The sequence below is a fragment of the Modestobacter excelsi genome (genome assembly GCF_005930495.1).
GTDB classification, from domain to species: domain Bacteria; phylum Actinomycetota; class Actinomycetes; order Mycobacteriales; family Geodermatophilaceae; genus Modestobacter; species Modestobacter excelsi.
Genome location: NZ_SJEX01000120.1, coordinates 1 through 11,294, shown reverse-complemented (window position 1 = coordinate 11,294; position 11,294 = coordinate 1). Strand labels below are relative to the sequence as shown.

Genomic DNA, 11,294 nt, shown 5'->3' with positions numbered 1-11,294 from the left:
GGTTGGCGACCTCCTGGGCCCGGTCCTCGCTGATCTGGCGGTCCACCTCGGGGTCGCCCACGGCGGGGGAGGTGCCGAAGACCTCGGCCACCACCCCGGGGCGAGCGATGAGCTGCTCGGCGTAGGGCGCAGCCGCTCGGCCGCCCGCTGGGCGCGCTCGATCCGGGCGTCCTCCCGCAGCTGCCGGCGGCTGGGGGTGCCGTCGGCGTTGGTGAGCGCCAGCCAGTCGTCCTTCTGCCGCCACAGGGCGACCCCCGCCATGACCAGCCCGATCGGGATGACGTAGGCGGCGACCCGTTCCATGCCCCCTTCGCCCAGACCGAGGAAGACCGCCGAGCCGAAGAAGATCGTGCCGATGACCCCCAGCAGGCCGAGGAGGGCGAGGGTGGTGCCCAGGCCCTCGGACCGGGGTCGCACCGCGTAGGCCAGCGCGATCAGCCCGACCGCCCCGGCCAGCAGGTGCACGCCGGCGGCGACCTCGTGCACCGTGGCGTTGCCGTCGGAGGGGAACAGCCCCACCAGCAGCACGCCGAGGCCGGCGAGCACGAGCAGCACCCGGGCCAGCCGCCCCCCGTTGCCGGCGAGCCCGGGCCCCAGCAGCAGGACGCCGGCGGCGATGAGCACGCCCTGCAGCACGAACGAGCCGTTCATGAGCAGGCGGGCGGCGGAGTCCGCCGTCCCCAGGTCGCTGATCACGTCGGCGGAGTACGAGTAACCGCCGTACCGCGCGGCCGTGATCGCCTCGACGACGAAGAACTGACACGTCAGGACCCAGGCGAGTCCGCCCCACCGGTACCGGCTGTCTGTCACGAGGAGCCATCGTCCCAGCCCCCGCTGTGCAGGCGGCAGAGTGTCCCGCGTGACCGCCCGTTCCATCGCCCTGTTCCTGCTCGCCGCGGTCCTGGAGATCGCTGGCGCCTGGCTGGTCTGGCAGGGCCTCCGCGAGCACCGCGGCTGGGCATGGGTGGGCGCCGGTGCCGTCGCGCTGGCCCTGTACGGCGTGGTGGCGACAGCGCAGCCCGACGCGGCGTTCGGCCGGGTGCTGGCGGCCTACGGCGGCGTCTTCATCGTCGGGTCGCTGGTCTGGGCGGCGGTGGCCGACGGCTTCCGGCCCGACCGGTGGGACGTCGGCGGCGCGCTGGTCTGCCTGGTCGGCGTCGCCCTGATCATGTACGCGCCGCGGGGCTCCTGACCGGCCCGAGCAGGCCGAGGACGGCGGCGTACTGCGCGGCCGACAGCCACGACGGGTTGCTGCCGGCCGGCATCCGCAGCACCTCCGCGTCCCGGGCCGCCGGGGAGGCGAGCAGTTCGGTGCGGGCGACCGGCTCCGCGAGCCGGGTCAGCCGGACGCCGACCACCGGGCCGCCCGCGCCCTCGGCCACGGCGGCGGTCACCTCACCCAGCGCGTGCACCCCCGGCTGGTGCGCGCCGCTGACCCACAGCAGGCAGGGCTGGCCGGGGGTCATCAGCTCCAGCCGGTAGGAGCGGCGGACGCACCGGTCGAGCGCGTGGTCGCTGCCCGGCCGCCAGCCGGGCGCGATCTCCTCCGGCGCCGCCCGGCTCTTGAGCACCCAGCAGGCGACGTCCCCGGGCTCCAGTCGCGGCACCCGCCCAGCCAACCAGCCCCCGGCGGGCCGCGGTCACCCGACCTCACCGGTTGCGCACGTCCGGATCTCGCGCTGCCGACCTCCGCGTTCCGGCTTAGCGTTCCCTGGGTGGCGTTCCCCGTGGTCCCCTGGCAGGCCGTCGAGCAGCGGGCGCGGGCGGTGGCCGCCGGACCGGTCACCGCCTCGGGAGCGACGGCTCCCGGCCTGCGGGTGCACGGGCTCGTCACCGATTCCCGGGCGGTGACGCCGGGCTGCCTGTTCGCCTGCGTGCGCGGGCAGGGGAGCGACGGGCACCGTTTCGCCGAGCAGGCGCTGGCCGCCGGTGCCGCCGCGCTGTTGGTCGACCGGCCGGTGACCGGTGGCGCGCCGCAGCTGCAGGTGCCCTCGGTCCGGGCCGTGCTCGGACCGCTCGGCGCCCTGCTCGCCGGCGACCCGGCGGACCAGCTGCGGCTGGTGGGGGTCACCGGCAGCAACGGCAAGACGACGACGAGCACGCTGGTCCGCGGCGTGCTGGCGGCCGCCGGCGAGTGCGCGGGGGTGGTCACCACGCTGGGCGCGCGGGTGGGCGGCCAGGAGCGCAGCACCCGGCTGACCACGCCGGAGGCGCCCGAGCTGCACGGCCTGCTGCGCTGGATGCTCGACGCCGGTGCGACCAGTGCCGTGGTCGAGGCGTCGTCGATCGCGCTGGACGTCGGCCGGGTGGACGGCGTGCACGTCCAGGTCGCGGTCTTCACCGGCTTCGAGGAGGACCACCTCGACCACCACGGCACCATCGAGCAGTACTGGGCCAGCAAGGCGCGGCTGTTCACCCCGGAGCGGGCCGACAGCGCGGTGATCGTCGTCGACGAGCCCTGGGGCGCCCGGCTGGCCGACCAGACGCGGGTACCGGTCACCCGGGTGACCACCCGCCCGGACCTCGAGGCCGACGTCCGGGTGGTCCGCTGGCGCACCGGGCCGCGGGGCACCGACCTGGTCGTCGAGGACCGCGAGGACCGCTACTGGGTGCGCTCGCCGCTGGTCGGCCGGGTGCACGTGGGCAACCTCGCCGCCGCCTGGGCCACCGGCCGGTCGCTCGGCCTGGACTGGGCGACGGTCGCGGCGGGGATCGCCGCCACCGCTCCGCCCGCCGGCCGGAACACCCTGCTGCGCAGCCCGGGTGGCCCGCTGGTGGTGGTCGACTACGCGCACACGCCCGGCGCGCTGGCCGCCACGCTGCAGACGGCGCGGGACCTGACCGGCCCGGCGGGCCGGGTGCACCTCGTGCTCGGCGCGCGGGGGCGGCGGGACCGGTACAAGCGCCAGGGTCTCGGCGTCTCGGCCCGCGCGGCCGACGAGGTGTGGCTGACCAACGAGGGCAGCCACGGGGAGCGGCCGGAGGCCATCGTCGAGGAGCTGCGGGTGGGGCTGGACGGCGGCGACGCGACCGTGCGGACCGTGCTGGACCGCCGGGCGGCCATCAGCGGGGCCGTGCTCGCCGCGGGCCCGCGGGACGTCGTGCTCGTCGTCGGCCGCGGGCACGAGACGACGATGACCGACGACGGCGCCCCGGTCCCCTTCGACGACGCCGCGGTGGCCGCCGAGGCGCTGGAGTCGGTCACCCTCGACCTGGTCACCGACCAGGCCTCCTGACCGCTGCCCGGGTGGGCCCGCTCACAGGAGCAGGCTGCAGGGCGTGACCGAGGAGTGGGCGGGCCACCAGGTCGGTGAACCCGGCTTCCGACGGGCGGCGGTCGCGGTGTTCCTGGCCGGGATCGCGGTGTTCGCGACGCTGTACGCGCCGCAGGCGCTGCTGCCGGAGCTGACCCGCTCGTTCGGCGTCTCCCCGGCGGCCTCGACGCTGGCCATCTCGATCAGCACCGGTGCCCTCGCCGTCGGTCTGCTGGTGCTCGGGCCCGTCTCCGACCGGCGCGGCCGGACCGGCATCCTGCAGGCCAGCCTCGCCTCCGCCGCGGTGCTGGCGGTGCTCATCGCGCTGGCGCCGTCCTGGTGGGTGCTGCTGGTGCTGCGCGGCCTGCAGGGCTTCGCGCTGGCCGGGCTGCCGGCGGTGGCCGTGGCCTACCTGCGCGAGGAGCTGCACGCGGGGGTGAGCTCCCGGGCGATCGGGCTGTACGTCAGCGGCACCGCGATCGGCGGGCTCTCCGGCCGGCTGATCAGCGGCTTCCTCACCGAGCTGGGCGGCTGGCGGACGGCGCTGGCCGGCGTGGCCGCCCTGGCGGTGGGCTGCGCGGTCGCCGTCCGGCTGCTGCTCCCGGCGTCCCGCCGGTTCACCCGGGTGCCGCGCGAGGGCCGGCTGCTGCGGCAGCTGGGCGCGGCGTTCACCGACCCGGCGCTGCTGGCCCTGTACGGGATCGCCGCGCTGGTGATGGCCGCGAACGTGGCCGTCTACAACGCGGCCACCTTCCGGCTGGAGGCTGCGCCGTACTCGCTGTCCCCGGCGCTGGTCGGGCTGGTGTTCCTGGCCTACCTGCTCGGCTCGGTGAGCTCTCCGACCGCCGGCTGGCTGGCCGACCGGTTCGGTCGCCGGCTGGTCGTGCCGGGCACGGTGGCGCTGATGGGCGCCGGCATCGTGCTCACCCTGCCCGCTCCGCTGTGGTGCGTGATCGCCGGCCTGTGCGTGCTGACCGTCGGCTTCTTCGCCGCGCACGGCGTCGCCAGTGGCTGGGTGGCGGCGCGGGCCCAGCTCGGTGGCCGGGCGGTCGGGCAGGCCGCGTCGCTGTACTCGTTCTGGTACTACGTCGGGTCGTCGGTCGGCGGCACACTCGCCGGGAGGGCGTGGTCCGACGCCGGGTGGTCCGGGGTCGCCGTGCTGGCAGGTGGCGCGACGCTCGGCGCGCTGGTGCTCAGCCTGGTGCTCGGCCGGACACGCTCCCTGGAGCGCCCCTGAGCAGCGGCGCCCAGGGGGCGGACCATCAGGCCTCGGTCGCGTCGTGCTCGTAGGCCCCGGCCGGGGCGGCGTCGTCGGACTGCACGGCCTGCCGCTCGAGCTCGGTGCGGTGCTCGAGCACCTCGTCGGACAGGTGCGGGTCCTTGGCGTGCTCGGTGCGGTCCCGGACCACGGGCTCCTCGGGGACGATCACGTCGTCGAGGGTCGGTTCGTCGTGTGCGCTGGTCATGCTCTGGCGGTATCCCGGACCGGTGCCTCCGCAAACGGCGCCGGCCCCGGTCAGCCCTGCTTGAGCTGCTCGGCCGGGAGCCACGCCTCCACCAGCACCGGGCCGTGGACCCCGACGACGGTGTAGGCCACCCGGCCGTGCCAGCCGTCCTCCCGCTGCCGCCACTCGACCAGCAGCCCCGGCCAGGTGCCCGGCGCGTCCGGTGGGTCGTGCACCCAGCAGTGCCGGCCGTGCCCCTCTCCGGCCGGCCGGCGGGCCGGTGGCGGATCGGGCGGTGGAGGAGGGGCGGGCACACCGGAGCGGGCGGCGCGGTCGGCCAGCGACCCGCCGTGCTGCCCCCGGTTCATCCCGCCCGCCACCGCACGATGCTCTCACGCGGTCGAACACCTGTTCGACCTGACGCCGGATGCGCTTCCCGCGCGGAGAGCGAGGACGCGGGTCAGGGCGCGGCGGGCGGGCCCGGTCGGGCGGCGGTGAGGTCCAGCTCCGTGCGCGGCCGGGGGAGCGCCACCGCGCCGGCCCCCATCCGCCGCCAGTCGCGCGGCGTGAGCCCGAAGGCCGCCCGGAAGCGGCGGCTGAAGTAGGACGGGTCGGTGAACCCCCAGCGCCGGGCGATCACCGCGATCGAGCGGTCCCGGCTGCGGGGGGCGGCCAGCTCGGCCCGGGCGCCCTCCAGCCGCTGGTGGATGATCCACTGCTCCAGGCTGACGTGCGCCGCGGCGCACACCCGGTAGAGCTGGCGCACCGAGATGGCGTGCGCGGCGGCGACCTGCCCGGCGTCCAGGCCCGGGTCGGTGAGGTGCTGTCGGACGTAGCTGCGCACCCGGGTCAGCAGCGTCTCGGCGGCCACGTCGTCCACCGACCGCGCCGGGCCGGCGGCCGAGGCGAGCAGTGCCCGGGCCAGGTCGACCGTGGCGGAGGCCAGCGCGTGCACCAGCGGCTCCTCGGCCAGCCGCTCGGCGTCGCGGGTGACCTCGGTGAGATGGGCGCGGACCAGTCCGTAGAGCGGGCTGCGGTGCGCGAGCGGCAGGGCCCGGCGGACGTCGTCGACCGGCAGCCCGAGCCGGCTCACCGGCACCTGCACGGCGCGGCACACCCCGTGGCCGACCCAGCGGTACTCGTAGGGCGAGGCGACCTCGGTGAGCACCAGACCGCCGCGCGGCACCGTCCGCCGGGCGCCGGACTGCTCCTGCATGCCCACGCCGACCTCCTGGACGGCGAAGGAGACGGTCGGCGCGACGTCCTCCCGGGCGTCCCGCGCCGAGCGGGCCAGCACGGGGTCCCCGGCCAGGTCGGCCCGCAGCACCGGGAGCCCGCCGACGTCCCAGGCGTCCAGCCGCGCGCGCGAGGCAGCCTCGGGGTCGGCGAACCGGACGCGGGACACCAGCGTGGCCTCGAGCCGGGCGACGACCTGGGCCGGACGGCGCTCGGCTGGGGGGAGCTGGTCGGTGTCGAGGAGGGTGACCAACGGGCGCTCCCAGGGTGGGACCACGGCGACGCTGCCCGGACGACGTCGATCCTGGAGGGGCACGCCCGGCGGTGTAAAGGCTCCTCCCGGTCCCGGCCGCCGGGCCGGGCGGTCGGCAGCCAGGGTCCGGAGCCCGGCACGGAGGGTCCACCCGGCGTCCTCCGGCGACGCCTAGCGTCGAAGGGCAGCCCGTGGCCGGACCGGTCGCGGCTCTCGCGCGGAGGACCCCGTGACCGCTCCGACCCCTGTTCCCCTGGTGTTCGTGCACGGGCTCTGGCTGCACGCCAGCAGCTGGACGCCGTGGGTCGAGCTGTTCGCCTCCCGCGGCTACCAGCCGATCGCCCCCGGCTGGCCCGGTGAGGCGGCCACCGCCGAGGAGACCCGCGCGCACCCCGAGGCGGTCGCCGGCGTGGGCATCGCCGACGTCACCGAGCACCACGCCGCCCTCATCGCCGCGCTGCCCGCGCCGCCGGTGGTGGTCGGCCACTCCTTCGGCGGCCTGGTCGCCCAGGAGCTGCACGGCAGAGGGCTGACCCGGGCGTGCGTCGCGTTGTCCCCGGCCCAGTTCCGGGGCAACCCCGCGCTGCCCCCGGCCCAGCTCCGGGCCGCCTGGCCGGTGCTGTCGCACCCGGGCTGCGGACCGGGACCTGGTCGCACTCGCCGGACAGCTTCGCCCGGTCGTTCGCCAACGCCGTCCCGCGGGCCGAGTCCGACCACCTGCTGGCCACCCACGGCATCCCCTCGCCGGCCCGTCCGCTGTTCCAGGCCGCCTTCGCCGGCGTCGCGCCGCACAGCGAGGCGAGGGTCGACACCCGGCGCGAGCGGGGCCCGCTGCTGCTGGTCGCCGGAGGCCGGGACCGCACCGTGCCCGAGGCGGCCGTCCGCGGCGCCTACCGGATCCAGCGGCGGAACCCCGGGGAGACGGAGCTGGTCACCTTCCCCGACCGCGGCCACTCGATGGGCGCGGACTCCGGCTGGGCCGAGGTCGCGCACACCGCACTGGACTTCCTGGTCCGCAACGGCGTCGGCGCCCGCGCAGCCGCATCCCGGAGTTGAACCGCCCCCACCCGCAGAGGAGAACCACCGTGCCCTTCGTCACCACCCCCGACGGCGTCGAGATCTTCTACAAGGACTGGGGGACCGGCCAGCCGATCGTCTTCAGCCACGGCTGGCCGCTGTCGTCCGACGACTGGGACGCGCAGCTGATGTTCTTCCTGCGGCACGGCTACCGGGTGATCGCCCACGACCGGCGGGGGCACGGCCGCTCGACCCAGGTCGGCGACGGTCACGACATGGACCACTACGCCGACGACCTGGCCGCGCTGACCGCCCACCTCGACCTGCACGACGCGGTGCACGTCGGCCACTCGACCGGCGGTGGCGAGGTCGTCCGCCACATCGCCCGGCACGGCCAGGACCGGGTGGCCAAGGCCGTGCTGATCAGCGCGGTGCCCCCGCTGATGGTGCAGACCGACGCCAACCCCGGTGGCCTGCCCAAGAGCGTCTTCGACGGCATCCAGGAGCAGGTGGCCACCAACCGGTCGGCCTTCTACCGGAACCTGCCCGCCACGGCGTTCTACGGGTTCAACCGGCCCGGCGTGGAACCCGTCGAGGCCATCATCGCCAACTGGTGGCGGCAGGGGATGATGGGCGGCGCCAAGGCGCACCACGACGGCGTCGTCGCCTTCTCCCAGACCGACTTCACCGACGACCTGGAGAAGATCACGGTGCCGGTGCTGGTCATGCACGGCGACGACGACCAGGTCGTGCCCTACGCCGACTCCGGGCCGCTGTCCGCCGAGCTCCTCCCCAACGGCACGCTGAAGACCTACGCCGGCTTCCCGCACGGCATGCCGACCACCCAGGCCGAGACGATCAACGCCGACCTGCTGGCCTTCCTCCAGGGCTGAGGCGCCGCCCGGGGCGGCTCAGCCCTTCGTGGCCTGCTTGGCCTTGGTGGACCGCTTCGCCGCCGGCTGCAGCCCGTTCGCCAGCACCTGGGCGACGGACTGCACGCCGGGCTGCGCGGCCAGCTCCTCGGTCGGCACCGGCAGCGGGAGGCACCAGTTCGGCCGGTCGTCGGCGCCGGGCATGTTCGGCCGGCGCTCCTCGGCGAGCGCGTCGTCCAGCGTGGCCGACAGCAGGGTGCAGGGTGCGCCGGCCAGCCGCTTGTAGGCCGCGGTCACGGCCTTCGCCGGCGTCGCCTTCTTCGGCACCTTCCCCAGGTGCTCGAGCAGCGAGGCACGCCCGCGCTCCAGCTCCTGGTCGGTGCCCAGCCCGTGCTCGCGCTGCTCGGCGAGGTCGGACCCGGTCCACAGCCCCGGGATGGTCGGCAGGTCGTGGGTGGTGACCGCGGCCATCGCCTCGGCCGGCCACCGGGCCGGTTCGTCGTCCTCGAACCAGAGCAGCTTGTAGGACAGGATCCCGTGCTCGGCCATGGCCTCGCGGACGCCGGCCTCGACGGTGCCGAGGTCCTCGCCGACGACGATGGCCTGCGCCCGGTGGCTCTCCAGCGCGACGATGTCGAGCATGTCCTCGTAGGGGTAGCGGACGTAGGCGCCGTCGGCGGCGCTGCCGTCCGAGGGCACCCACCAGAGCCGGAACAGCCCCATCACGTGGTCCACGCGCAGCCCGCCGGCGCCGGCCATGGTCGCCCGGATCGACTGGACGAACGGCTCGTAGTCCGCCGCCTGCAACCGCCAGGGCACCAGCGGCGGGGAGCCCCAGTCCTGGCCATGGCTGTTGAAGGCGTCCGGCGGGGCACCCACGCTCACCCCCTGGGCGAGCACGTCCTGCCAGGCCCAGGCGTCGGCCCCGCCGCCGGCGACGCCGATGGGCAGGTCCTGGATGACCGTGATGCCCTCGGTGGCCGCCCGCAGCTGGACGTCCAGCAGCCACTGCAGCCAGGCGTGGAAGGCGATCTCCCGGTCCCGGGCGGCCGCGAAGTCCCGGACGGCCGCACCGCGCGGGTCCTGCAGCTCCCGGGGCCAGCTGTGCCAGTCCGGGCCGTGCTGGTCGGCCAGCGCGCACCAGGTCGCCCAGTCCATCAGCGGCTGCCCCTGGAACCACCACCAGTCACGGAAGGCCTGCTCGTCGGTACCAGCATCGAAGACGCGCTGCAGCACCCGGCGCTTGAGCGCCCAGACGGCGTCCCGGTCGATCAGCTCGCCGTCGTTGAGCGCGCGCCCGGCGTCGGCCTCGACGTCGACCGCGTCGGCGCCGGGCACGTCGGCGATCCGCAGGTACAGCGGGTTGCGGAACCGGCGGGTGGCCGGCAGGTAGGGGCTGGCCTCCTGGCCGGGCGTCGGCGCCACCGCGTGCAGCGGGTTGACCAGGACGAAGCCGGCGCCCTGGTCCTGCGCGAACCCGCGCACGGTGCGCAGGTCACCCAGGTCGCCGATGCCCCAGCTGTCCCGGCCTCGGGTCGCGTACAGCTGCACTGCCCAGCCCCAGCCGCGCCAGCCCTCCGGGAGCCAGCAGCGGCCGGGGGAGACGATCAGCCGGCGTTCGCGGCCGTCGGGCGTGCGCAGCCGGTGGTAGCCCAGCGGGAAGTCCTCGGGCAGCTCGCCGTCGACGTGCCGGGTCTCCCCGTCCTCGCACTCGACGTCGGCGGCATCGACCTCGAGGGCGTCGCCGGGGCGGGCGACGATCGGGACGCGGTCGAGCAGGTCCTCCGGCGGTGTGCCGATGACCTGGCGCAGCCGGGCGATGGTCGCCTCGGCGACGGTGTGCTCCTCGTCGAGGGCGTCGAGCCAGCTGGCGTCGATGCCCCAGGCGTCGGTCGTGGGCTTCGGCTGCGGCGCGGTGCTCGTCACGGGTCGATCCTCACCGGTCCTGGTCCGGTTCGCCGGGTGGGACCACTGCGGAGCGCCTCACACCCCCTGCTCGGGAGTTGCCCGGGCGGAGGCCGGAGCGCGCCCGCGATGGCGGTCGCGACGGCCAGCAGGACGGCGACCACGGTCAGCGCCTGCAGCACGCCGACGGACTGCCCGAGGACGCCGATCAGCGGCGGACCGCCGAGGAACGCGCAGTACCCGATCGAGGCGACGACGCTGACCCGCCCGGCCGAGCGGGCCGGGTCGTCGGCCGCGGCGCTCATCCCGACCGGGAAGCCCAGCGAGGCACCGGCCCCCCACAGCAGGGCGCCGGCGAAGGCGACCGCCGGGTGCCCGCCGAAGACGAACAGCAGCAGCCCGGCGACGCTCAGCACGGCCAGCGCCCGCACCATCGGCACCCGGCCCCAGCGCTCCAGCAGCGCGGGGCCCACCCAGCGGACTGCCGTCATCGCGACCAGGAAGACCGCGTAGCCGAGCGTGCCGACCACGGCCGAGGTGTCGTGCCCGTCGATGAGCGCGACGCTGATCCAGTCGTTGGCGGCGCCCTCGGCGAAGGCGAAGGCCAGCACGAAGACGCCGATCAGCAGGGTCCGGGGTTCCCGCCAGGCCCGCAGCGCGCTGTCCCGGGGAGCCGGCGCCCCGTCGCGGGTGCCGTCGTCGTGCACGTCCGGCACGAAGTCCCGCACGGCCAGCGGCACCGCGACGCCGACCAGCACGGCGACCGCGAGCAGGTGGGCCAGCACGGACACGTCCAGGGCCACCATCGCCGCGCCCACCCCGGCGCCGACGACCGTGCCGAGGCTGAAGCCGGCGTGGAACCGGGACATGACGGCCCGGCCCAGCAGTCGCTCGACCACCGCGGCCTGCACGTTCATCGCCACGTCCCAGGCGCCGTTGGCCACGCCCATCAGGAACAACCCGACGACCAGCGGCAGGACGCCGACCTGGGAACCGACCGCGACCAGGGCCACCGCGGCGGCCAGCAGCACGGCCGTCGAGATGACCGTGCGGCGCGACCCGAACCGGGCGATGAGCGGTCCGGACGCGGGCAGGGCGACGACCGAGCCGGCGGCGATGGACAGCAGGACCAGGCCGAGCTCGGAGGGGCCGAGGTCCAGGGGGGTGCGCACCTGCGGGATCCGCGAGGCCCAGCTGGCGAAGGCGAAGCCCGAGCCGATGAACGCCGCGTAGGTGGCCCGGGTCGCCGCCCGCACCTGGCTCCCGCTGGGTGCCGGGCGTGCGTCGGTGGCCGTCATGCGGGGTCCTCGTC

General features: G+C 76.0%; 12 protein-coding genes and 1 pseudogene. 6 read left to right on the top strand and 7 right to left on the bottom strand.

The features are described from left to right. Positions 1-810, bottom strand: an 810-nt coding sequence (locus FHL80_RS24040; RefSeq protein WP_138735852.1) for a DUF998 domain-containing protein, incomplete at its 3' end; no start/stop codon positions are given. 49 nt (positions 811-859) lie between these two features. Here FHL80_RS24040 and FHL80_RS24035 point away from each other — a divergent pair. Next, a complete protein-coding gene (locus FHL80_RS24035; RefSeq protein WP_138735851.1) occupies positions 860-1,192 on the top strand; it encodes a YnfA family protein in 333 nt (110 codons plus the stop codon). On the opposite strand, the gene FHL80_RS24030 is transcribed toward FHL80_RS24035, so the two are convergent. Continuing rightward, positions 1,167-1,607, bottom strand: a complete 441-nt coding sequence (locus FHL80_RS24030) for a hypothetical protein (protein WP_138735850.1) — start codon at positions 1,605-1,607, stop codon at positions 1,167-1,169. The genes FHL80_RS24035 and FHL80_RS24030 overlap by 26 nt on opposite strands. A 108-nt stretch (positions 1,608-1,715) precedes the next feature. On the opposite strand from FHL80_RS24030, the gene FHL80_RS24025 reads away from it, so the two are divergent. Together FHL80_RS24025 and FHL80_RS24020 are read left to right on the top strand one after the other, a co-directional pair. Then, complete coding sequence (locus tag FHL80_RS24025; protein WP_138735849.1) at positions 1,716-3,236, top strand: Mur ligase family protein; 1,521 nt, start codon at positions 1,716-1,718, stop codon at positions 3,234-3,236. 43 nt (positions 3,237-3,279) lie between these two features. After that, complete coding sequence (locus FHL80_RS24020) at positions 3,280-4,491, top strand: MFS transporter (RefSeq protein WP_138735848.1); 1,212 nt, start codon at positions 3,280-3,282, stop codon at positions 4,489-4,491. Between the two features lie 25 nt (positions 4,492-4,516). Here FHL80_RS24020 and FHL80_RS24015 read toward each other — a convergent pair whose 3' ends face one another. From FHL80_RS24015 to FHL80_RS24005, 3 genes are all read right to left on the bottom strand, one after another. Then, on the bottom strand, positions 4,517-4,720 hold the full coding sequence (locus tag FHL80_RS24015) for a hypothetical protein (RefSeq protein WP_138735847.1): 204 nt from the start codon (positions 4,718-4,720) through the stop codon (positions 4,517-4,519). A 50-nt stretch (positions 4,721-4,770) separates the two neighbouring features. Next, positions 4,771-5,067, bottom strand: a complete 297-nt coding sequence (locus FHL80_RS24010) for a hypothetical protein (protein WP_138735853.1) — start codon at positions 5,065-5,067, stop codon at positions 4,771-4,773. 92 nt (positions 5,068-5,159) lie between these two features. Continuing rightward, entirely contained in the window at positions 5,160-6,251 is a 1,092-nt protein-coding gene (locus tag FHL80_RS24005) for a helix-turn-helix domain-containing protein (protein ID WP_138735846.1), read from the bottom strand. Between the two features lie 166 nt (positions 6,252-6,417). Here FHL80_RS24005 and FHL80_RS27150 point away from each other — a divergent pair. The 3 genes and pseudogenes from FHL80_RS27150 to FHL80_RS23995 form a co-directional block, all read left to right on the top strand. Next, positions 6,418-6,900 (top strand): annotated as a pseudogene (locus FHL80_RS27150) (esterase/lipase family protein); the annotation flags it as partial. Next, complete coding sequence (locus tag FHL80_RS27250) at positions 6,798-7,244, top strand: prolyl oligopeptidase family serine peptidase (protein ID WP_439331114.1); 447 nt, start codon at positions 6,798-6,800, stop codon at positions 7,242-7,244. The pseudogene FHL80_RS27150 and the gene FHL80_RS27250, both read left to right, overlap by 103 nt. Before the next feature lie 29 nt (positions 7,245-7,273). After that, positions 7,274-8,098 carry an alpha/beta fold hydrolase gene (locus FHL80_RS23995; RefSeq protein WP_138735845.1) on the top strand — a complete coding sequence of 275 codons (825 nt, stop codon included), beginning with the start codon at positions 7,274-7,276 and terminating at the stop codon, positions 8,096-8,098. A gap of 18 nt (positions 8,099-8,116) precedes the next feature. Here FHL80_RS23995 and malQ read toward each other — a convergent pair whose 3' ends face one another. Both malQ and FHL80_RS23985 read right to left on the bottom strand, forming a co-directional pair. Beyond that, positions 8,117-10,003 carry a 4-alpha-glucanotransferase gene (gene malQ, locus FHL80_RS23990; protein ID WP_138735844.1) on the bottom strand — a complete coding sequence of 629 codons (1,887 nt, stop codon included), beginning with the start codon at positions 10,001-10,003 and terminating at the stop codon, positions 8,117-8,119. After that, positions 10,000-11,280: an MFS transporter gene (locus FHL80_RS23985; RefSeq protein ID WP_246078926.1), complete on the bottom strand. Its 1,281-nt coding sequence runs from the start codon at positions 11,278-11,280 to the stop codon at positions 10,000-10,002. The genes malQ and FHL80_RS23985 overlap by 4 nt, the downstream gene beginning before the upstream one ends. Positions 11,281-11,294 lie beyond the last annotated feature (14 nt).

Bases quoted from the DNA above. Each gene is read 5' to 3' on its own strand.
- FHL80_RS24015 (WP_138735847.1), bottom strand. From the start codon at position 4,720: ATGACCAGCGCACACGACGAACCGACCCTCGACGACGTGATCGTCCCC.
- FHL80_RS24010 (WP_138735853.1), bottom strand. From the start codon at position 5,067: ATGAACCGGGGGCAGCACGGCGGGTCGCTGGCCGACCGCGCCGCCCGC.
- FHL80_RS23985 (WP_246078926.1), bottom strand. From the start codon at position 11,280: ATGACGGCCACCGACGCACGCCCGGCACCCAGCGGGAGCCAGGTGCGG.